The following is a 20364-nucleotide window of genomic DNA, read 5'->3' as shown; positions in this document are numbered from 1 at the left end:
GGTATGCTCTCTTCGACTTGTTCGCTACCCGATCAAAAAGACCCTGCCTGAGGACAGGCAGGGAATCAAGCGTGAAGCAAGTCGGGACGTGGTGCCGCAGTCTCGACAGGAGCTTCTTCTTTGATTAAATGGTACGTCAGGCACATCGGCTTCTCCGTACGTGGGTCGCGACCGATGATGGCATCGATGTGGAACACTTGGCGCAAGACGAGCGGACAGATGACTTCCTCGGCAGAACCCGTCGCGAGCACTTCGCCATCTTTCATCGCCACGATATGGTCAGCGAACCGAGCGGCTTGATTCAAATCGTGGAGGACCATGACAATCGTACGGCCTTGCTCGCGGTTCAACGTCTCGAGCAGTTCGAGCACTTCAAGTTGATGGGCCAAGTCGAGATACGTCGTCGGTTCGTCCAAGAAAATCAAATCCGTCTCCTGCGCGAGCGCCATCGCAATCCATACCCGCTGGCGTTGGCCGCCAGATAAGGCGTCGACGCTCCGGTCTTTATAGTCGAGCGTACCGGTGACGTCGAGCGCCCAATCGATGACTTCGTGGTCGCGTTTCGTCAATCGGCCGAATCCGGACTGGTACGGGAAGCGGCCATACGCGACGAGTTCACCGACCGTCAACCCGCTTGCACCTTCGGGGGTCTGCGGCAAGATTGCCATCTTTTTGGCGATCTCTTTCGTCTTGCACTTGGCGATATCGGCGCCGTCTAAATGGACCGACCCGTTCGAAGGAGAGAGGATTCGCGTCATCGCCTTCAACAACGTCGACTTACCGCAACCGTTCGGTCCGATAATCGTCGTGATTTGACGGTCTGGAATCGTTAAACTGAGCTGTTTGACGATTGTCTTGTCGCCGTAACCGACCTCGATGTCTGTTGTATGTATGCGTGACATGCAAATTCTCCTCTCGGGGGCGTCAAATGTGATAATAATTCTCAATGTCGTACTCACTATAGCAAGCGCTTCAGTTTATGTCAATCTTCATTTAGAGAGAAAACGGATTGTGCTTCCGTACGATACGCGGTATAGTGAATGAGAATGATAATCAATGACAGCGTGGACAGGTGGAAGGATGGTTGAGTGGGATGAAGGGACAAGACGTATTCGATGTGACGATTATCGGTGGTGGGCCAGCGGGACTATACGCCGCGTTTTACAGTGGCCTTCGTGGGATGAAGACGAAGCTGATTGAATTTCAACCACACCTCGGGGGCAAGATTCATGTCTATCCGGAAAAGATGATTTGGGATGTTGGGGGTGTGACACCGACGACTGGGGCGAAGTTGATTGACCAGCTCGTCGAGCAAGGGCTCACGTTCGATCCGACCGTCGTCTTAGGAGAAAAAGTAGAGGCGATGACGAAAGACCATGACGGTCACTTCATTCTAGACGGCACGCATGGCCGTCACGTCTCGAAGACGGTCATCGTCGCAACCGGAAGCGGGATCCTCCAGCCACAAAAGATTGAAATCAGTGGGGCCGAGCGCTTCGAAGTGTCAAACCTTCATTACACAGTGAAATCGCTCATGCGTTTCAAAGGAAAGACCGTTCTCATCTCTGGGGGTGGGAACAGCGCCATCGATTGGGCGAATGAGCTGGAGCCGATCGCTGAACGCGTCATTTTGACGTATCGGAAAGAGGCGTTGAAGGGACATGAGTCGCAAGTGGAGAAGTTGCGCTGCGGGCGCGTCGACTGTCGTCTGTCGACTCGCATCAACGACTTGATCTCACGGGACGGGCAGATGATTCATGCGGTGGAGCTCCTGAACTGCGTCACTGGGGATAAAGAACACGTGGAAGTGGACGAAGTCGTGATCAACCACGGCTATGAACAGGATGCGACGTTGTTAGGGGACAGCGAGCTTCATGTCGACATGAAGGATGGCTTCTACGTGTCAGGCAACGCGCGGAGCGAATCGTCTGTACCAGGGCTGTATGCGGCAGGAGATATTTTGACGCATGACGGAAAGGTTCATTTGATCGCCGGAGCATTCCAAGACGCGGCGAACGCCGTTAACAGCGCGAAGACGTTCATTGATCCCGAAGCGACGAAAGCGGCGATGGTGTCTTCCCATAACGAGCGTTTAAAGGCGAAGAATCGGGCCATCATCGAACAAACAATCATCAAGCAGTGAGGGAATCCCTCACTGCTTGATTTTTGGATAGTCGCATAGTTCGACGATGATACCGCCTGAATGGCGCGGGTCCATATAAATGAGGCGCCGACCTTTTGCTGTCGTCCGTAACGTGTCCTCTAGAAACGTGATGCCGTCTCGTTTGAGCGCGTCGATCGATTGCTCCAAGTCGTCGACTCGATAAGCGATATGGTGAACGCCTTTCCCCCGTGCCTTCATAAAGCGGGCAATCGGACTCGTCGGACTCGTTGGCAACAATAACTCGATCACATCTTCCCCGACGTGAATCACGGCAATCTCCGTCTCGACGCCGACGGCCGTATTCGTATAGCGGTCAACGAGCTCGCCTTGGAGGACGGTCGTGTAAAACGTGATCGCCTCGTCTAAATCACGGACGGCAATCCCGGTGTGGTCAATTTGCATAGTTATTCCTCCTTCTCCGTCTAGTGTGCCGAAAGTTGAACAAATTGTCACTTCACAACGTTTTCGGATAATCCGATATACTAAAAGAGGGAGGGACGGCGAAATGAACGGGAAAATCACCCTTGGCTTGATTAGTGCATTCGCGCTAGTATCATTTATGTTTGGACTCTCACTTGCAACATTCGTCGATTACCGCATTAATGAAGAACAGGTCGTGCTCGAACGACTGACGACTCATAAAAAGATTGGCCCGGCCGAAATTCTTTCGACGGAAGTGGATTTTCATTTGAACGGATCGAACTACGCCCTCCGTTTCACGGATGAGCCGCACATCACGTATTGGTTCAGTGTCGCCGAGCGGGAGATTCAATTCGACCGCATCGAGGCGCTCGACCCTCGTGACGTCGGCCAGAGGACCGCTTTGTTTGAAGAGATGCCGCCGTTGGCCATGGAATCGACGACTGCCGCGGAATGAAAAATGCCCGTCAACAGTTTCTTTTCGATTGAAAAGAACGGAGGCCGGCATTTTTTTATTTTATCGAGTCGCGCGCGCAGGGAGGATGTTCGTCATCGTATAAAAGGCCGACTGCCTGGACGCCATCTCCTGTTTGAGGATAGCATAGTGTAACTCGGGTTGAAGCGATGTGACGGTCAAACGGAGACGCATCGAAGGTTTTAACTGGTGACAAAATACCCGTTGCAGGAACGGAATGGCATCTTGTGCGACCTCGTCCGACCCAAAGAGATGAATCTCATGAATCTTGACATAGTCTTGGTTGTAATGGGCTCGGAAGATTCCGACGGCTTTGCCCGCTCGATGTAGCGTGTAGCAATAGTGGTTTCGTGCGAGAAAACGTCGCAACCGCTCTTCTGTCAACGGAAAGACATCTGACAGGACGAGCGCGTGCTCGTTTCGATGACGTAACCACGTCGCATAGTTACTCGGGTCAACGACTGACAATTTCCAATCGCTGAACGAGGCTTTTTCATATGGGATGAGCGGGAGAACGTAGTTAAATGATGTATGATAAGCCTCGAATCCATGTGAAGTGAACAAGTTTAGCTTATCTTGATCTTCGTCTTGGACGACTTGCAATAAGACCATCGTCTCGTGCGTGGTTTCTTTACTCAGTTGATTAAGGAGGCGACTCAACAACCCTTGAAAGACGGACCGATTTCGATACGCTTCGTGGCGGATGCGGATCACACGGTCTGTGCCGTCATCGAGGCGCTCGGTCGCTAGTGCCGCAATCGGCGTTTCCCGTCTAACGCGACGTAGACGTGATGCTGGGGTGGGGTGCTGAAAAAGTCGGGACCGTGACCGGGAGCGTACATCGCCTTGACGCTAAACCGAGTCCTTGCCGATAAGTTAGGCCACTCACAATACATGATTTCCGAATTCAAGTGCTCTCCTACTTTCTTGTTCGATGTATAGTACACTTAAATTGTAAGCGCTATCATATAAAAGTAATAATGTAAAAATAATGAATAATTGAACGTGGGAAGACACGTAGGTGATTCATTTTCACTACATCGATATGAGTCAAAAGGACCGAATGGGGGATGAATTGACTTTTTGTTTCAAGCGTCACGATTGTAAAATGATGGGTAACATAAGAAACTGTGAGATTTGTCTTTAGAACCATCTACATCGTTCTCGCTATGAGGCGTGCTATACTATGGATATGAATCCGTGAAGAGGTGTGCAATGAGATACGTATTTGCTTATTTCGTCATAGTTAGCTTGGTGTTCGCGCCACTCGCGTCATCTGCGGAAACAGAACCGGTCGTCGTTCATGAGAACGTCATTATCGAGAACGACGTCGAACTATACGAGGGGTTTCGCTCGCCGAATGAGATGGTGTTTCTCTTCATCTTGATCATCTTACTGTCCGTCATCGGGCTCGGGATCATCAACGCGATCGAATAACGTGAAAACGTTCACAAAAATGCAATATGTGGAGCGTAAGCGTTTCCATTTTTCTTTTATACTAAAGACGTAGGAAAGAGGTTCTGCACCAACTTCGTTCCTCCTTTTCAGATGAACACCCCTCGTTCATATCATGTTATTCGGGTCCGTCGATTCACGTCGACGGCCCCCTTTTTTGTTGCATGAAAAAAGAACCCCTAAAACGGGATTCGTTTCTCTTTGGCGAGTCGCCGCAATCGCTTCGTCTCATCGAGATGACCGCGACTTTCAAGCAAGTCGATATACACTTTGAACGGTTCGGAACGATGTGAAAAGAAGGGGATATATTCGGCGAATAGTTTTTGCTCTGCTTCCGACAAGTGACCGCGCTCGACGAGCAGCTCGAGCTCGAGCATTTTCAGGGCTTGATAGTCTTCAAGTGCGTGTTCGTCGTCAGCCGCTTTCGCCAACATACGGTCGCAAAGGGTGACGACGCGGTGGTGGAACGTCGACCATTCTGTAGAGGTGAACGGATGGGCGAGTAGCGTCGACAGCAAATCGACGCGGGACGAATCGACGTCTTTCGCAACGTGGAGTGCGGTGTAAAGCGATCGATCAATCCACACTTCGGCATTCGGTGCATCAAGGCGGTAGTAGTAAATGAGTTGGGTCAACATGTCGGTTTGGGAGAGTTTCAGGAGACGGAACGGGTCGCTCGTCGTGAACAGTGGCTCTTCACCCGCGGAAGACGAGAGGAGGAAGAACATTTCTTCGTACATCGTCCGGGCATCGGCGTCTTCTTCGGCATAGTATGTCAAATCCCGAATGATTTTCTTCGCGTGAATGTACCAGTTCTTTTGATCACGCTCGGTCATGACTTGATTCGGCAGCACATATAAATGATCGTAAGCGAGCTCGACAAAACGTTCGGCGAGAATAATGGTTTGTGAGAGCGAATGACGCTCCTCAGATGACTTTTGCTCTTTATAGCGTGTGAATTGACTGAGCATGAAGTCAACATCTTTCTCTTCAATCACGTGCTTTGGGGTATGGCGATACATCTCAACGATGATGTCTCGCAACGTGGCCTCACCGTACTGCTCTAACAACATTCGAAGCTTCCCGATGCGCATTTGCTCTCCCTCCTTTCAAGAGGACGTCGAACCGTCTGCCTGAAATGGGCAGACACCAATTAATATTCCTTTCCCGGTTTTCATTTGAAACAATCCTCCGGCCTCATGCTTAAGACGGATTTTTCCGACACCCGTTGTCAGAAGCGGATTTGTCCGCAATAATAGAAGAAAATCTAAAGGTAGAGGTATCCACTATGAATGAAGAGCAACGTTTGTCTCGCGTCGAACGACGGAAGCGAGAGCTTGAGCTTGAACAGGCTGAAGCTGAGCGACAACATAAAGATAATGACAGTCATGACCAAGGCGAAGATTCGCCCGTAGAGTCGGAAAACCGAACCGAGGAGTCAGAGCATCCGTTCTTGACACAAGACGAACGACACTCGCCGAATCAGAGCCAGCAAGGCAAAAATCAACAAGGGCGTGATCGAAAGAAGACGGTGCGGACGCCGAAACCGAAATGGCGGTTGCCTCTCGGGAAAGGCTCGAAACGCAAACGGGGAGCCCGGGACCAAAAAGCGCACTCGGCTGAAGCGAAACGCCGTGAACCGAGACGGGACACACCGCCGCCGCGGGAACAGCCACCGAAAGAAAAGCGGAAGCGCCGCGGTTGGAAAGGGAAGGCGGCTCTTCTCTTATTGCTCGTTACGGTAATTGTCGGCTATATGGCGACGAATCCGTTCACGTTCCTCGTCATGGGGAGCGACGCCCGGGTCGGTGAATCGCTCTCGGGTTCTCGGACGGATTCGCTTCAACTGATTGAATTCGTCCCCCGTTCGCGGACGGTGCAAAACGTCTCGATTCCACGCGATACGTATACGGTAATCCCGTGTGAACCGGACCGTGAAGGGGATAAGATTACCCATGCCTTCGCCTATGGTGGCGCGACGTGTACGCTCGGAGCGGTCGAAGGGTTGACCGAGGCGTCCGTCGACGGGCAAATCGTCATCACGTTCGAGACGTTCATGGAGTTGATTGACACGGTCGGTGGCGTCAATGTGACGGCGACCCATTCGTTCAGCGAGAAAGGGTTTAACCAAACGTATGAGTACACGGAAGGCGTCTCCTACTCGATGGATGGCGACATGGCTCTCGCCTATGCACGCCACCGGAAATCCGATACGGACGGGGCGAGGTCGAGTCGCCAAACGGAAGTGATGACGGCCGTGGCCGACAAGCTGGCGAGTCCATCGGGATGGACGAAGATTCCTGCGACGTACCGCTTTATGAAAGACGAGATGGGGCTCGAGATGAACCCGCTCCAGATGGCATCCGTCGGCTTGACGATGCTCCTTCGTCCGGACGTCAACAAGATGCAAGTCGAAGGGCAGGATGCCTATATCAATAACGTCTACTACTATCAGCCGAACGAGGCCAGTGTACAAGCGATTCGGGACGCGCTCGACTTAACGTTATGGGGAACTGTCAGATAATTTTGCGAAACGGGTTTGATTCCATGGCGAAAGAGGAATTTTAATCAAATGAACTACTCTTTTGAGGAGGGAAATTTGAATGAAAGTCTTAGTCATTGGAGCAACCGGCAAGATCGGAAAACGCGTCTTGAAAAGTTTGGCGAAAACTCACCAAGTGACCGCTTTAATTCGTTATCCTGAACTGCAAGCAGAGTACGAGAAGATGGGTGCGCGCGTGCTGACTGTCGATGTCGAGAAAGAACTCGACAAGAAGATTCACGAAGCGACGTCCGGACAAGACGCGGTCATCATCGCCGCGACGGCTGGTGCCGACGGGTCGAGTAAGGAAATCGAACTGCTCGATCGAAGCGTCGCCATGAAAGCGATCGACGCAGCGAAGAAAGAGCGTGTCCGTCACGTCGTCTTGCTCAGCGCATACGGTGCCGATCAACCGGACGCCGCCCCGAAAGAATTGTTTAACTTTTTGTCAGCCAACAACGCAGCCGATGAGTATATCGAACATAGCGGTTTAAACTATACGATCATTTGCCCAGTGACCATTGTCGATGGAGCCGGTAAAGGCTCGATTGAAGCGTCTGAAGACTTGAACGACCCGAACGGTGCGACGATTTCTGAGACGGATGTCGCCACAGTGATTGCTGCCTCGCTCGACAATCGCGGTTTGTATGGCCGCCGAATTGAAATCATGTCCGGCAGTACCCCAATCAATGAGGCGCTTGACTTTGATAGTCGCGGCGAGGCTGCGACGGCAGGACGGACGACGCTTCGTCGGCCACAACGATAAAGGGAGGAATGTGATTTGATGGAACGTAAACTATATAAAGACCCGTCTGATCAAATGATTGCCGGGGTCTGTTCCGGCTTAGGGAAATATCTCGGTGTCGATGTGACACTCATGCGTATCATCTTCGTTGCGCTGGCGCTGTTCGGCGGACCGGGGATCCTCATCTATATCGTCTTGGCCATCGTCATGAAAAAACCGCCTTCAGAGTATGAGGCGGAGCAAGAGAGCCGTTATTAACCAACAGGCTGACCCGTCGCGGTCAGCCTGTTTTCATGTCTCGAGATAGAGCGTGTAAGTGCCCTCGAACGTCTCACGTGGAGGCAAGAGCTGCATGTCCTCTTTCTGACGGATGTCTTTCCGGTGACCGGTATAGTCAGCGTGCCCGAACCAAGGCTCAAGGCAGACGAATGGCGCATCTGACTTCGGTGGCGACCAAATGCCGAAATGGGTGAACGCCGGGCATTCCATGACGATGGCGCTGCCTGAAGGCTCGTGACGTAGTGCCGCATAATCGACATTCTCGAAAATCAAGGCGTCCTGGTCGAACAATTGGTGGTTGAGGGGAATGTAGCGCCGATCCCCGAGCGGTTGATATGCCCCGGTCAAATACGGCCCTTCGAGCAGGAGACGGTCGAGCGTCCGCGACGTCCCGAAATCGATCGTATAATCTTCGAACGTTCCACCCGCGAACGGGATGTTGAACGCGGGATGACCGCCGATGCTAAACGGGAGAATGGCGTCGCCGGGGTTATGAACGCGATAGGTGATGGAGAGCTCTTGACCAATCAAACGGTATGCGATTTGAAGCGTGAAGGTGAACGGATAATGGTTCCGCGTCTCGGCAGAGTCTCGTAGTTCAAAGAGGGCGTGCGTATCAGATGAATCAATCAAATCGAAGTGTGCATCGCGCGCGAACCCGTGTTGACTCATCGTGTAAGTCGATCCGTCGTAGCGGTAGCAGTCGTCAAGCAAGCGGCCGACGAACGGGAAGAGGATTGGGGCTTGGCGTCCCCAGTAGGTCGGGTCGCCTTGCCAGAGAAGTTCGGTCCCGTCTACTTGCCAGCTCGTCATCTCGGCGCCGTGTGCTTTCAGCGTGACGCGTACGTTTTTATTTTGGAGAGATATCATGTGGTGTGCTCCTTTTGTATGGATATGATAAGTTAAGTGTAGAGAATGCATCGCAAAGACGACAAGGGGTAAATGATGAGAATTCATAAACTATTCATAGGACTGATTATGCTGGCGCTAATAGGCGGCCTGGCGTATAAAGGGTATGGCGAATATCAGGCGAGTCAACAGCCCGAACCGATGAGCATCAACGGTGACACGTCTGTTCTAGGGGGGCTCGAGATTGGCCAACGCGCGCCTGACTTTACGCTCGGCACGGTCGACGGGGCAACCGTCTCGCTCTCTGACTATGTCGGCGAGCAGGTCGTCTTAAACTTTTGGGCGACGTGGTGCCCGCCGTGTCGTGAGGAACTGCCGGAACTCATTACGTTCGGTGAAGAGACCGGGATCCCGGTCCTCGGAATCAACGTCACAAAAAACGAACGACGCGGCCAAGCCGACGTTGAAGCGTTTCTAAAAGAAGTGCCCGTCAGTTTCCCGGTCCTGTTGGATGAAGCGGGTACTGTCGAGAAGACGTATCGCGTCGTCGCGCTCCCGACGACGTATGTGATTGGCCCGGACGGTGTCGTGACGGCGAAACAAGTCGGTCCCGTCGACTTCGATTGGTTGCACGACCAGACGAACTGAACAGACAAAAGCAGACTGGGACGGGCCGGTCTGCTTTTGTTACTTTTTATAATGTTGTTTAATCAATGCGTCAAAATTCGGTGTCATGTCTTCTTCGAGATAATAGTGGTGATTGTCTCGGATGATGGTATCGCCAACTCGTGCTTCTGATGGCAAGAATCGTCTAGGGATAAAGCTCGAGCCGTTATTCCAACGTAACACGGCATATTTCCCTTCGACTCGCACCAACGTGCCATACTTGATCATGCCTCTTCCTCCTCAACGAACAGCTTTCTGTCTCTTTTATTCTTATAGAGTGTATTCCCACATTCCACAAAACCTACACATATTTGCATCGGTCTGCACAAAAGCGTAGAATGGACGAATTCAGGGAAATGTGAAGAAAGTTTGAAGAAAACGCTTTCTTTTTAGAAAAGTTTCTTCTATAATAAAACCACGGGGTGATTATGACGAATTTGTGAACAATGGGGGTATGGTCAATGTTTTCAACAGCCATGATAGGGATGCTTGCACTCGCAGGCGCGACGGTTTTTGGGATTGACCGTATGTTCACGGTCCGTTCAGAACGCGTCACAAAGAAATAGTTCTACATAGGGGGGATCGCAACGTCTTGGGGAGACGTTGCGATTTTTTTGTTAATAATCTTGTCGGCGGGCTTCGCGTTCTTGCATCTTTTGTTCGACATGTTTACGGTTCCGTTCGTGGACACGATCGAAGAAGGCGTGTCTTGGCCAAAGTGGGGACCATACGCGCTCTTCGGGCAACGCTAAAATATATTCCTCGGCAGCGCTCAGTCGTTCAATCATCTTGCTTCGGTCGTCGCAGACGTCGCCATGGCCCGGGACGAGCCAGCGGATTTCATGCTCGTACACGGCGGTCTGTAACGTCTGCAACGAATTGACGTACGCTTCGGCGTCGTGTTCGATAAACGGCGGCTCGATATTCGATCCGTAGTCTCCACAGATGAGAAGTTTCAGCGGTTCGACGACGAGCGACAGATGCGTCGAGTCGTGACCTGGCGTCAAATAGAACGTGATTGGCGTCGCACCGAGCTCGAGCGTACCGTCTTCGGCGATGATGAGGTCGACGTTTGGCTTTTGAATCGGTCGGTCGATATAGTTTTGTTCATAAAACGATTGGATTTCTTGAAGCTGTTCGTCCGAGTTCGTCTCGACGAACGCCCGTGAGGCGATGACGGTTGCATCCGGAAATGCATAGGCACCAATCAAATGGTCGTAATGATGGTGCGTATAGATGACGTATAGCTTTTTCCCGTCGCGAGTCAGCTCGATGTCTCGGCGAATCATGGCGACTTCTTCCGGTAGCCAGTTCGGGTCAACTAAAATGAGGCTTTCCTCCGTATGAATCAATGTCGATGTCGTACGCATGAGCGCACTTTCATATACGGTGAACGATTGTAAGCGAACTTGAATCACGGCGCATCCCTCCTCTTGAATCTATCTACCTTTTCCCGAATTCAAGCGACGTATGCGTTATCGTGGTAAACAAAAAGCAGGAAGTCCGAAGACTTCCTGCTCGTTGCATGATGTGCACCATGCGGGTTATGTGTGCGAGTCGATTCTCGCGTATATGTCGATAGTTGGAGCGGGTGAAGAGAATCGAACTCTCGTCATCAGCTTGGAAGGCTGAGGTTTTACCATTAAACTACACCCGCAAATTGATTTAATTAAAATGGAGCGGGTGAAGAGAATCGAACTCTCGTCATCAGCTTGGAAGGCTGAGGTTTTACCATTAAACTACACCCGCGAAACGTTTAACGTTACGATAAATATAATAGCATAGGAATTTGAGTTTGCAAACCTTTTTTTGAAAAAACATTGGTTGTGGCGCGGTACGTTATCTTGCTAAGATAATAGAAGAGGGGAGTGAGCGGTCATGAGCGAACGGAAGTCGTATTTGCAGTTGATGAGCGAAGGGTTTCGGATGATGAAACAAGCGAAAGAAACCGAGCGGACGATCAACCTCCGAGATTGGACGTTTTCGTTTCGGCACGACCGGGACTGGTCGGTCATTTTACGGACGGAGCGTGTCAAGTGGGTCAGCCGGCCGTTCGAGCAACTCACGATTGAACCGACCTCGATTCGGTTTGGCGCTGCCTCGCTTCAACGTCACGTCGAGTCGAACGAGGTACGTTTGAAGATTGAGGAAGAATGGGGAATTGAAAGTAAGGTCGTCTGTGACAATCAGGAGTGGGACCGATTCGTCGAGGCGCTCAAACAATTGAAGGGGGAGTAGTCGTGAGTGGAGAGAGGCTGTATCGGATTGAAGCGGAGGCGCGCGGAAATGCTTGGCGGGCCCGTGTATTGACCGGCATACAACGATTCCGCTTCTTTAAAGGGGAATTGCTCGCACCGACAGAACGTCCATACGTCGTCTTGAGCATCTCGCAAGACAAAGGGACGCTGCCTGATTTGATTGAGAGCGATATGGGCGTACTCTTGATTCATGAACGAATCGCGCCAATCTTTATGAACCTATGTCCATATGACGTCCAGCTCGTCCGTGTCGAGTTGCATACGACGACGGGGCGATCCGACGAATATTGTGCCCTCAACGTGTTGAGACGTTTTGAAATCGAGCATTTGGAGGACTCTGGAGAATACCGTCCCCTTAGTTCCGAACGCCTTTATTTTCTCTCGCATCAAACCGTTCGCATGAATTTATTTGGGCATATGATTGCCCAAGACGTAAACAGCCAACGCCTGTACGTGACGGAGCGATTAAAATATGCGCTCCAAGCCAAGATGGTGACCGGCTTAGCATTTAAAAAGACGAAGGAGAAGACTGCATGAAAGAATATGAAATCGATGGCTGGATTCGTTTGGCGTATCCAGAACACTTTGAATATAACGAAGAAGAAGATCACGTCAGTTTTTACTCGGTTGAGCCTGACGCGCAAGGGACGTTACAGATGTCCATCTATGAGGCGGAGGCTGAACAGCGCCCGGAGGATGCGGCGCTCCAAGAGCTGAACACGTTCTTAGGAGAATTTCCGATTGATGTGAAAGTCGCGCCGAGTGTGACCGATCAGTCGGCAGGCATGACGACCGCTTATGCGAGTGGGATTGAGGACGGGATGCATCTCGACGTCTGGTCGCTCACCGACGGAAAACGTCTCTTGTTCTTGACGTACGTCGCCGATAAACGGACGGATGAAAAATTAGAGATTGAAGCGATCATCGATTCGATTGAATGGACATGAAAAGAGACACGATGCCAAGTTTGGCTCGTGTCTCTTGTTTGTTATTGGAACTTTGGTACGTCGAAGTGAAGTGTATAAGAGTCAAGTGTTTGGTACGTCTGATAAATGCGCGTCGTCTGTTTTGTCGCCCAACCGATATCGGTCGCATATTGGTGCACGCCCGGGTTGGCAGGATTGAAGCGCATTTTATAAAGCGTATTTTGTTTATGCGTCGGGTGATTGATATAACTCGCGCCAATCCAATAAGCTCCACCGACGATGGCGGCTTCAGGAGTGAACCATTTCTGATCGAAGGCGAATTTAGCTCCTGTGGCGAGCGGACTGCTATCTACGGCTTGGATTCCGTACATATTGTAGACGGTTGCAGCGACTTCGCGATCTGGGTGGATTCGAGTCCCGCTTGAGTTGATTAAGGCGTTCCCATCTTTATCGACCGGCACCCCTTGAGCGAGTAAGGATTTTCCGTGACCTGTCTCATGGACGGCGTGTGCCAGTAAATAAATTTCGTTAATGCTATATTGATTTGCAGCGTTAATGAATGCTTGCCCTTGGTTCGTTAGTGTGCCGCTATTTGTGAGCACTCTATTTAATGTCGCTGCAGTCGTCCCGGCGCTCTTTGATAAATCAAGGAACTGATAGAACGCTTGGGAATTTTGGTCGAAGTTATTCGGGTTTACAAACGGTTCGAGATCTGTCACAGAGGCTCGACGCCACACATTATCAAATATTCGGATATTATGTCCTGCAGGGCGGCGGTAGGAAACCGTATAGTAAGTGCCTGTCTGACCAGTGATGGTAACAGTCTCGCCAGGATTAATTTGACCGTATGCGTGTGATGTCAAACTCGGTTGACTAAGGATGTTAGCTGCACCAACGACCGAACTTGGTGTAACAAAACCAGTCATAGAGCCATATTTGACGCGATACCAAACAGCTGTGCCGACAACTTGCCGATCCACATACTCGATGTTCGTCCCGTTAGGTATCGTCGCGATTGTGACTGCAGTAGAAGAGGCCGACATTTTAAGTGCCGTCCCCACTCCAGAGATGACGCGAAGTTGATTATTTACGATGGTACCGGTATTTCCGCTCACACTTACCCAGGCACGCGGTAAATAAGCTGGGGCGCTACGGTGCGCATCTGTTTGACCAAACTGAGCGACTTGACGTTCCGCCATGGCACGCACAGAGATTGGATAAGGCGTATGAGATACGACCCGTTGAATGCCGGTAGTTGGCGGTGTCGTCGAGACGGGTGCTGTATAGCTTAAATGAATGTAGCCTCCGACAAAACTACCGCTCGTCAAGATTCCCCATTCTGTATTCAAGACAGGCTTCACGTTGACGATCGTTCCGTGTGCGAGCGTTCCGATGGCTGTGTTGTTAGTCGATGGGGTCGGACGTACGTTTAAAGGTGTATTGTTTGAGACGACTTGGACTTCACGCTCTGGTCCGTATTGTTCGGTTGAAGTGGACGGGGCAGTTAGTGAAAAATCACGAGCCGCCACGTATCCTGTTTTATTGGCGTAACGAATCATATACCATGACCCTGTCGCCCCATGAGTAGAAAGGTGATCGACTTTCGCGCCTACTGGAATCGATTGAACAACGGTCCGTGATGTTGACATAGACGAATACATCGTCGCGGCCCGTTGCGCGTAGTAAGGTGTCACCGGTGCGGCGACTACCGTTTCAGACAAGTTACGCATCGGGACATAGCCTGTCAATGCCCCGGCCGTCACTTTTGCCCAAGACCCGGTCGCTCCGTGTGTCGAGACAAGTCGTACACTCGATCCGACTGCTAACGTACCGAGAGATTGCCCTGTCGTCGATGTCGAGCTGAACACGCTCGTCGCCGTCTTAACGTAGAGCGTCGTTGGTGCTGACGTGACGATGGCTTGCAGGTTGCGCATGGCCACATAGCCGGTTTTCCCTGCGTACGTCACTTTCGCCCAAGATCCGGTCGCCCCGTGCGTCGAGACGTGTGTCACGCTTGCGCCTTTTGGAATCGTGACCAGAACAGGTGCCGTTGATATCATCGAACTATGCATCGACGTGTTGTTGACAGTCGTATGCGTGGCGTTTGCTTGAGGAGTCACCGTTCCACCTCCTGAGAGTGTGAAGTAACGTTGTGCCACGTAACCTGTTTTCCCGCCGTATGTCACTTTGAACCATGAGCCCGTCGCGCCATGTGTCGACACGTAGGTGACGGTCGCGCCTTTTGGAATCGTCGTGACGATTGGAGCGGTCGTCGTCATTGCCGAGCGCATGTTGACGTTCTCGTTGGCTGTATACGTTTGGGTCGTACTCGTTTTCGCAACGGTCGGCTTGAGCGTCAAGTAAGAAGACGACACGTACCGTTTTTGGCCTTGGAAATCGATTTCGGCCCAATTGTTGCTCGTCGAATAGACATGGACCGTCGTTCCTTGCGTCAACTTGCCGACGATTGTTGAAGTGGTCGACGTCGAAGACCGTACATTCAAAATAGAGGTGTTTACCGTGCCTTCGTATGTTGCTGCGTATGACTGCATCGGGCCGATCGTGCTGAGCACAGTGCTCGAGACGAGGACGGCCACGCTGAGTCTTGTCATCGTTGGTTTCAATGTGTTACCCCTTTCAATCCATGTGAATCTATACATAACTGGTAGTTTTTTAGTGTGCGGTCTAAGTATAGCGTACAGAAAAAATGGAAAGAAGATGAAAAATTTCAAAAAAGGTAAATGATTTAGAATACGTATGTATGAATTTTACAAAAAGAAAAAACCTCCTATTAAATGGAGGTTTTTTCAAGTGGGATAGAAGTCGTCTGTAGTAGCCAAGCCGTGATATCGTTCCATACCTCGGTCCGGTTCGTCTCTCGTAACACTTCGTGGCGCGCCCCGTCATAAGATAGGACGGTCACTTCGATGTCGGCTATCTGATAGTTCCTTACCATTCCTTTCAAGCCTTCCCCGTCATGGACGACCGGATCGTCCGCCCCAACGACGAACAGGAGCGGTAGCGTCTTCGGATGTTCGTGGATTCGTGGGAGCGAGGTGACGTCGAGCGAGGCGCTTGCCACCTCATATAAGTACCCGAGTGTCGGCAGTCCGCCGCAGTGCGGGTCGTTCCGGTACGACGTCACTTCTTCCGGGTCACTTGAGATCCAATCGCTTTCCGTTTTTGCGGGTAAGAACTTCAGATTATAGCGACCGAACAGTAGACGCTCGAACAGGCGCGACGGATAATCGCTCCCTTTTCGACGGATGGCCGCATCGATGGCGAACCGGCCGATTCGACCGATGACCCCGGACCCAGGCGGAGGGGAGATGGCGACCACGCCTGCGAGTCGATGGCCCATCACCTGGCCGAGCCGCCGCGACAAGAGGGACCCGAAGCTATGTCCGAGCACGAAAATCGGCAGGCCGTTCCCGTACTGTTCGATGACGTGCATCGCATCCGTGACCATCTGCTGAAACCCTTCATTTGGAAGCAAATGCGCGTAGCTCCCTTGTTCTTTCGCGAGCGCACCTGCACCACGTAAATCACAAACATATACATTAAAACCATTTTCCGCCAAGTGGCTAGCGAATTCGTGATAGCGTTCATGATGTTCTAACATGCCGTGGAACAAAAAGCAGTCGGCGACGGCGTTCGTCGCTCTCACAGTAAAGATGTTCGTCCGATATCCGTCTGCATACGTATGCACTGTAACGTTCAAGCTCATCCCTCCGAAGTATTCAAAATAGTCCGATCGCGTTACCGGTCGCATCGATTCCCATGTTGAGTGCGGCCGGTTGTTTTGGGAGCCCTGGCATCGTCAAGACGTTACCTGTCAACGCGACGAGGAAGCCGGCGCCGACGGACGGTTTCAATTCACGGACGGTGACAGTGAAGCCTGCTTGATAGCCGACTTTTGTCGGGTCGTCCGAGAGCGAGAACGGCGTCTTCGCCATACAGATTGGTAAATCGGCCCATCCGTTCGCTTGGATGTGGGCCATCTGTTTACGGGCCTTCGCCGTGAACGTCACGTCCGATGCACCGTACACTTCCCGAGCGATGGTCGTGATTTTGTCTTCGATTGATGCGGTCAGCTCATAGAGCGGAGTCAGGGCCGCCTCGTTCGACTCGACCGCTGCAATGACGGCCTCGGCGAGTGCTTCACCGCCTTGTCCACCGTGTGCCCACACTTCACTGAGCGCGACGCGGATTTGTTGCGAGCGGCACCAGTCGAGGACCGCTGCGAGCTCTTCTTCCGTATCGGAGTTGAAGCGGTTAAGGGCGACGACGACCGGGAGGCCGAGTTTCGCCATCGTCTCGACATGTTTCGCGAGTAGCTGCAGCCCACGTTTGACAGCTTCGACATGTTCGACGTGAAGCGCGTCTTTCGCGACCCCGCCATGCATCTTGAGTGCGCGGACGGTCGCCACGAGGACGACGGCATCCGGGCTCAATTCGCCGATGCGTGATTTGATGTGGCAAAACTTTTCGGCACCGAGGTCAGCCCCGAATCCCGCCTCCGTGACGACGTACTCCCCAAGCTTTAATGCGGTCTTCGTGGCGATGAGGGAGTTACATCCGTGGGCGATGTTCGCGAACGGTCCACCGTGCACGAGGGCCGGCGTCTGTTCGAGCGTCTGGACCAAGTTCGGTTTAAACGCCTCTTTTAAAAGCAGCGTCGCCGCACCGGCAGCGCCGAGTTGTTCGGCCGTGACCGGTTCGTTGTCACGGTCGTAGGCGACGACGATGCGCTTGATGCGAGCTTCTAAGTCGCTGAGCGAGTCGGCAAGGCAAAGGATTGCCATGATTTCTGAGGCGACAGTGATATCGAACCCGTCTTCCCGCGGGACGCCGTGAGCGGAACCACCGAGTCCGATTGTCACGTTACGAAGTGCTCGGTCATTCAAATCGAGGACGCGTTTCCAGACGATATTTCGGACGTCGATCCCGAGGTCGTTCCCTTGATGTAAGTGATTATCGAGCATCGCGCTAATCGTATTATGTGCCGCCGTGATGGCGTGCATGTCACCAGTGAAGTGAAGGTTGATATCTTCCATCGGCAATACTTGGCTGAAGCCACCGCCGGCCGCACCGCCCTTTAAGCCCATCGTCGGGCCGAGCGAGGGCTCCCTGAGACAGACGATTGCTTGCTTATCAAGACGATTGAGCGCTTGTCCGAGTCCGACGGTGACGGTCGATTTCCCTTCGCCGGCTGGTGTTGGGTTAATCGCCGTGACGAGAACGAGTTTCCCATCCGTCCGCGTCTTCACGTCGTCGAGCAAATCGAACGATAATTTTGCTTTGTATTTGCCATACAAATCGAGGTCGTCTTCTTTCAATCCCAGCTTTTCTGCAATCTGTTTGATTGGGAGCATCTCGGCTTGTTGGGCAATCGTCAGGTCGGTCAATGGCTTGATGGTCGTCATATACAAAATTCCCTCCACTTTCGAACGTTTTGTTAATAAAGTAATCGTTTCATTCGTGAATCGATCCGTAAATGAATCTGTTTCGCTTATTTGAACGGTCTCGTTCGTATTGTCATTGTGTATATCATACAGTATCGCTGCTTGAAATTCATCCGGTAAGTTCAATATATTCCACCCATTCCGTCAAATGTATCCGTTTTCATAACGTTGGTATCCATGTAAATTGATAGTGGAGGCGATCAACATGACAGATAAAACGAAACGAACGAAGCGAAGACGAAATTGGAAGAAGTTGGTCAGTTTTATCGGCTTCGTCGGCCCAGCATTTTTGGCGTTCGTGGCCATCGTTCTCATCCCGTTCTTTAACGGAATCTATTACAGTTTCACGGATTGGAACGGGGTGACCGGACAGTTGAACTTCATCGGACTCGACAACTATGAGCGTCTATTGTTTGAAGATGAACAGTTTCGGGCGTCGTTTTGGATCACAACGAAATATACACTCGTCGCCGTTTTATTGACGAACGTCGTCGGGTTTTCGCTCGCATTGTTGCTGACGTTGAACATAAAGACGCGCAATCTGCTGCGGACGGTCTTTTTCATGCCGAACTTGATTGGCGGACTCATCCTCGGGTTCATCTGGCAGTTCATCTACGTTAAAGGGTTTGAGTCGATTGGCTCACTCACCGGGTGGCGCTTGTTCGAACTGCCGTGGTTGGGGGATGCCCAGACGGCGTTTTGGGGAATCGTCATCGTCGCGATTTGGCAAGGCGGCGGCTATGTCATGGTCATCTACATCGCGGCACTCCAAAACGTGCCGACGGACCTTCTCGAAGCAGCCAAAATCGATGGGGCCAATCGGTTGAAGATGTTACGTCATATCACCCTGCCGATGATTATGCCGTCCATCACGATTTGTTTGTTCTTGACGATTTCCTGGTCGTTCAAAGTGTTCGATACGAACTTGTCGCTCACGAACGGCGGACCGTTCAAATCGACCGAGATGCTCGCTTTGAACATTTACACGGAATCGTTCGTGAACAATAATTACGGACTCGGGTCGGCCAAGGCGGTCATCTTCTTCCTTGTCGTCGCAGCGATTACGGTCACCCAAGTCTACTTGACGAAGAAGCGGGAGGTGGAAGCATGACGACGGAAAAAATTGAACAGATGGAGTCAAAACTTGATCAAACCCCGAGGCGGCTGTTGCCCCAAAAACCGCTCCGTACCGGAGGCTATACGGCGAGTCTCGGTCTAGTTGAACTGGTTGCCATCTTACTCGGTCTGCTTTATCTCGTGCCGTTCTATTATGTGATCGTCAATTCATTCAAATCGATTGCGGAGATTTATACAAATACGTCGGCATTGCCGAACGTTTGGCTCGGATCGAACTATACAGAAGCGTGGGAAGCCATGAACTATGGGCGCGTCTTCTTTAACTCGCTCTTCATCACGGCGGGGGCGAATCTCTTCATCGTCATCTTCACGTCGATGGCGGCGTGGAAGCTCGTGCGGACGAAACATTGGATTTCGACGGTCATCTTCTTCTTGTTCGTCGCAGCGATGGTCATCCCGTTCCAGTCAATCATGATTCCGCTCGTCAAGGTGTCGAGCATTCTCGGGTTGTTGAACAGCCATTGGGGCTTGATGATTATGTATCTCGGCTTTGGTTCCGGCATTTCGGTATTCTTATATCACGGCTTTATGAAATCGATTCCCGAGGAAATTGAAGAAGCCGCGATTATCGACGGCTGCTCGACGTGGGGTGTGTTTTGGCGCATCGTCTTCCCGCTATTAAAACCGATCACGGTGACGATCGTCATCTTGAATAGCCTATGGATTTGGAACGATTTTCTCTTACCTTCACTTGTCCTCCGAGACATCGAGCTGCGCACGATTCCGCTCGCGACGTTCTATTTCTTCGGACAATATACGAAACAATGGGATTTGGCACTCGCTGGATTAGTCCTTGGGATCGTTCCGCTTCTCGTCTTTTTCTTCGGTATGCAAAAGCATATTATCAAAGGGATTACGAGCGGCTCGATCAAATAACCCTTCCCAAGGGATTTCCCCCCGTCCGCTACACGGGGGAGAATTTTTTTTGAAAAAGACTGTTGACATTCGTCTGAATATTGATAATAATAGGGTCAATTCAATTG

At 51.5% G+C, this 20364-nt stretch carries 22 protein-coding genes and 2 tRNA genes; 12 read left to right on the top strand and 12 right to left on the bottom strand.

Annotation, left to right across the window (positions count from 1 at the left end; genetic code table 11):
* Positions 1–65: 65 nt before the first annotated feature.
* Entirely contained in the window at positions 66–902 is an 837-nt protein-coding gene (locus KB235_RS13965) for an ABC transporter ATP-binding protein (RefSeq protein WP_034806898.1), read from the bottom strand.
* Positions 903–1093: 191 nt separating this feature from the next.
* Between KB235_RS13965 and KB235_RS13960 the strand changes: the two genes are divergently transcribed.
* Positions 1094–2143: an NAD(P)/FAD-dependent oxidoreductase gene (locus KB235_RS13960; protein WP_034806896.1), complete on the top strand. Its 1050-nt coding sequence runs from the start codon at positions 1094–1096 to the stop codon at positions 2141–2143.
* Between the two features lie 9 nt (positions 2144–2152).
* Here the strand turns inward: KB235_RS13960 and KB235_RS13955 are convergent, their stop codons facing one another.
* Positions 2153–2566, bottom strand: coding sequence for a VOC family protein (locus KB235_RS13955; RefSeq protein WP_034814411.1), 414 nt, complete (start codon positions 2564–2566; stop codon positions 2153–2155).
* 103 nt (positions 2567–2669) lie between these two features.
* Between KB235_RS13955 and KB235_RS13950 the strand changes: the two genes are divergently transcribed.
* Positions 2670–3041, top strand: a complete 372-nt coding sequence (locus KB235_RS13950; RefSeq protein WP_034806892.1) for a hypothetical protein — start codon at positions 2670–2672, stop codon at positions 3039–3041.
* Between the two features lie 60 nt (positions 3042–3101).
* Here the strand turns inward: KB235_RS13950 and KB235_RS13945 are convergent, their stop codons facing one another.
* Positions 3102–3773 (bottom strand): hypothetical protein, encoded by a 672-nt coding sequence (locus KB235_RS13945; RefSeq protein ID WP_211779937.1) that lies wholly within the window; start codon positions 3771–3773, stop codon positions 3102–3104.
* Between the two features lie 501 nt (positions 3774–4274).
* Here KB235_RS13945 and KB235_RS13940 point away from each other — a divergent pair.
* Positions 4275–4496, top strand: a complete 222-nt coding sequence (locus KB235_RS13940; protein ID WP_246514243.1) for a hypothetical protein — start codon at positions 4275–4277, stop codon at positions 4494–4496.
* Positions 4497–4693: 197 nt separating this feature from the next.
* On the opposite strand, the gene KB235_RS13935 is transcribed toward KB235_RS13940, so the two are convergent.
* Positions 4694–5608, bottom strand: coding sequence for a hypothetical protein (locus KB235_RS13935; RefSeq protein ID WP_211779936.1), 915 nt, complete (start codon positions 5606–5608; stop codon positions 4694–4696).
* 194 nt (positions 5609–5802) lie between these two features.
* On the opposite strand from KB235_RS13935, the gene KB235_RS13930 reads away from it, so the two are divergent.
* From KB235_RS13930 to KB235_RS13920, 3 genes are all read left to right on the top strand, one after another.
* Positions 5803–7038 (top strand): LCP family protein, encoded by a 1236-nt coding sequence (locus KB235_RS13930; protein WP_211779935.1) that lies wholly within the window; start codon positions 5803–5805, stop codon positions 7036–7038.
* 79 nt (positions 7039–7117) lie between these two features.
* The gene (locus tag KB235_RS13925; protein ID WP_034806883.1) at positions 7118–7822 is read left to right on the top strand and encodes an SDR family oxidoreductase; all 705 of its coding nucleotides are present in this window, start codon (positions 7118–7120) and stop codon (positions 7820–7822) included.
* Between the two features lie 18 nt (positions 7823–7840).
* A complete protein-coding gene (locus tag KB235_RS13920; protein ID WP_034806882.1) occupies positions 7841–8059 on the top strand; it encodes a PspC domain-containing protein in 219 nt (72 codons plus the stop codon).
* Between the two features lie 33 nt (positions 8060–8092).
* Here the strand turns inward: KB235_RS13920 and KB235_RS13915 are convergent, their stop codons facing one another.
* Positions 8093–8950: an aldose 1-epimerase family protein gene (locus KB235_RS13915; protein ID WP_211779934.1), complete on the bottom strand. Its 858-nt coding sequence runs from the start codon at positions 8948–8950 to the stop codon at positions 8093–8095.
* Positions 8951–9058: 108 nt separating this feature from the next.
* Here KB235_RS13915 and KB235_RS13910 point away from each other — a divergent pair, with 108 nt between their 5' ends.
* Complete coding sequence (locus tag KB235_RS13910) at positions 9059–9577, top strand: TlpA family protein disulfide reductase (protein WP_235193460.1); 519 nt, start codon at positions 9059–9061, stop codon at positions 9575–9577.
* Between the two features lie 39 nt (positions 9578–9616).
* Here the strand turns inward: KB235_RS13910 and KB235_RS13905 are convergent, their stop codons facing one another.
* The 4 genes from KB235_RS13905 to KB235_RS13890 all read right to left on the bottom strand — a co-directional run bounded on the left by KB235_RS13905 (position 9617) and on the right by KB235_RS13890 (position 11344).
* Positions 9617–9823, bottom strand: coding sequence for a DUF3006 domain-containing protein (locus KB235_RS13905; protein WP_016508383.1), 207 nt, complete (start codon positions 9821–9823; stop codon positions 9617–9619).
* Between the two features lie 389 nt (positions 9824–10212).
* Complete coding sequence (locus KB235_RS13900) at positions 10213–11013, bottom strand: MBL fold metallo-hydrolase (RefSeq protein ID WP_034808606.1); 801 nt, start codon at positions 11011–11013, stop codon at positions 10213–10215.
* 165 nt (positions 11014–11178) lie between these two features.
* Positions 11179–11252 (bottom strand) — tRNA-Gly (locus KB235_RS13895).
* An 18-nt stretch (positions 11253–11270) separates the two neighbouring features.
* A tRNA-Gly gene (locus tag KB235_RS13890) sits at positions 11271–11344 on the bottom strand.
* Between the two features lie 129 nt (positions 11345–11473).
* Between KB235_RS13890 and KB235_RS13885 the strand changes: the two genes are divergently transcribed.
* From KB235_RS13885 to KB235_RS13875, 3 genes are read left to right on the top strand one after another with little or no spacing between them, the layout of a single operon-like run.
* Positions 11474–11833 (top strand): hypothetical protein, encoded by a 360-nt coding sequence (locus KB235_RS13885; protein WP_034815819.1) that lies wholly within the window; start codon positions 11474–11476, stop codon positions 11831–11833.
* A 2-nt stretch (positions 11834–11835) separates the two neighbouring features.
* Positions 11836–12390 (top strand): hypothetical protein, encoded by a 555-nt coding sequence (locus KB235_RS13880; RefSeq protein ID WP_034808600.1) that lies wholly within the window; start codon positions 11836–11838, stop codon positions 12388–12390.
* Positions 12387–12800, top strand: a complete 414-nt coding sequence (locus tag KB235_RS13875) for a hypothetical protein (protein ID WP_034808598.1) — start codon at positions 12387–12389, stop codon at positions 12798–12800. Before KB235_RS13880 ends, KB235_RS13875 begins: the two co-directional genes overlap by 4 nt.
* A 41-nt stretch (positions 12801–12841) precedes the next feature.
* On the opposite strand, the gene KB235_RS13870 is transcribed toward KB235_RS13875, so the two are convergent.
* The 3 genes from KB235_RS13870 to KB235_RS13860 all read right to left on the bottom strand — a co-directional run bounded on the left by KB235_RS13870 (position 12842) and on the right by KB235_RS13860 (position 18205).
* Positions 12842–15403 carry an SH3 domain-containing protein gene (locus KB235_RS13870; protein ID WP_211779933.1) on the bottom strand — a complete coding sequence of 854 codons (2562 nt, stop codon included), beginning with the start codon at positions 15401–15403 and terminating at the stop codon, positions 12842–12844.
* 167 nt (positions 15404–15570) lie between these two features.
* Entirely contained in the window at positions 15571–16500 is a 930-nt protein-coding gene (locus tag KB235_RS13865; protein ID WP_246514240.1) for an alpha/beta fold hydrolase, read from the bottom strand.
* A 19-nt stretch (positions 16501–16519) separates the two neighbouring features.
* Positions 16520–18205, bottom strand: coding sequence for a formate--tetrahydrofolate ligase (locus KB235_RS13860; protein ID WP_211779931.1), 1686 nt, complete (start codon positions 18203–18205; stop codon positions 16520–16522).
* Positions 18206–18449: 244 nt separating this feature from the next.
* On the opposite strand from KB235_RS13860, the gene KB235_RS13855 reads away from it, so the two are divergent.
* Both KB235_RS13855 and KB235_RS13850 read left to right on the top strand, forming a co-directional pair.
* Positions 18450–19355 (top strand): carbohydrate ABC transporter permease, encoded by a 906-nt coding sequence (locus tag KB235_RS13855; protein ID WP_211779930.1) that lies wholly within the window; start codon positions 18450–18452, stop codon positions 19353–19355.
* A complete protein-coding gene (locus KB235_RS13850; protein ID WP_235193458.1) occupies positions 19352–20257 on the top strand; it encodes a carbohydrate ABC transporter permease in 906 nt (301 codons plus the stop codon). The genes KB235_RS13855 and KB235_RS13850 overlap by 4 nt, the downstream gene beginning before the upstream one ends.
* The last annotated feature ends 107 nt before the right edge of the window (positions 20258–20364 follow it).

The organism is Exiguobacterium alkaliphilum, assembly GCF_018138125.1.
In the GTDB taxonomy this organism is placed as follows: Bacteria; Bacillota; Bacilli; order Exiguobacteriales; family Exiguobacteriaceae; genus Exiguobacterium; species Exiguobacterium alkaliphilum.
This window is presented reverse-complemented; position numbering and strand designations above follow the sequence as displayed.

Excerpts from the sequence above, each read along its gene's own strand:
- KB235_RS13965 (WP_034806898.1), bottom strand. The coding sequence starts at position 902 with ATGTCACGCATACATACAACAGACATCGAGGTCGGTTACGGCGACAAG.
- KB235_RS13960 (WP_034806896.1), top strand. The coding sequence starts at position 1,094 with ATGAAGGGACAAGACGTATTCGATGTGACGATTATCGGTGGTGGGCCA.
- KB235_RS13955 (WP_034814411.1), bottom strand. The coding sequence starts at position 2,566 with ATGCAAATTGACCACACCGGGATTGCCGTCCGTGATTTAGACGAGGCG.
- KB235_RS13950 (WP_034806892.1), top strand. The coding sequence starts at position 2,670 with ATGAACGGGAAAATCACCCTTGGCTTGATTAGTGCATTCGCGCTAGTA.
- KB235_RS13940 (WP_246514243.1), top strand. The coding sequence starts at position 4,275 with ATGAGATACGTATTTGCTTATTTCGTCATAGTTAGCTTGGTGTTCGCG.
- KB235_RS13935 (WP_211779936.1), bottom strand. The coding sequence starts at position 5,608 with ATGCGCATCGGGAAGCTTCGAATGTTGTTAGAGCAGTACGGTGAGGCC.
- KB235_RS13930 (WP_211779935.1), top strand. The coding sequence starts at position 5,803 with ATGAATGAAGAGCAACGTTTGTCTCGCGTCGAACGACGGAAGCGAGAG.
- KB235_RS13925 (WP_034806883.1), top strand. The coding sequence starts at position 7,118 with ATGAAAGTCTTAGTCATTGGAGCAACCGGCAAGATCGGAAAACGCGTC.
- KB235_RS13920 (WP_034806882.1), top strand. The coding sequence starts at position 7,841 with ATGGAACGTAAACTATATAAAGACCCGTCTGATCAAATGATTGCCGGG.
- KB235_RS13915 (WP_211779934.1), bottom strand. The coding sequence starts at position 8,950 with ATGATATCTCTCCAAAATAAAAACGTACGCGTCACGCTGAAAGCACAC.
- KB235_RS13910 (WP_235193460.1), top strand. The coding sequence starts at position 9,059 with ATGCTGGCGCTAATAGGCGGCCTGGCGTATAAAGGGTATGGCGAATAT.
- KB235_RS13905 (WP_016508383.1), bottom strand. The coding sequence starts at position 9,823 with ATGATCAAGTATGGCACGTTGGTGCGAGTCGAAGGGAAATATGCCGTG.
- KB235_RS13885 (WP_034815819.1), top strand. The coding sequence starts at position 11,474 with ATGAGCGAACGGAAGTCGTATTTGCAGTTGATGAGCGAAGGGTTTCGG.
- KB235_RS13875 (WP_034808598.1), top strand. The coding sequence starts at position 12,387 with ATGAAAGAATATGAAATCGATGGCTGGATTCGTTTGGCGTATCCAGAA.
- KB235_RS13860 (WP_211779931.1), bottom strand. The coding sequence starts at position 18,205 with ATGACGACCATCAAGCCATTGACCGACCTGACGATTGCCCAACAAGCC.
- KB235_RS13855 (WP_211779930.1), top strand. The coding sequence starts at position 18,450 with ATGACAGATAAAACGAAACGAACGAAGCGAAGACGAAATTGGAAGAAG.
- KB235_RS13850 (WP_235193458.1), top strand. The coding sequence starts at position 19,352 with ATGACGACGGAAAAAATTGAACAGATGGAGTCAAAACTTGATCAAACC.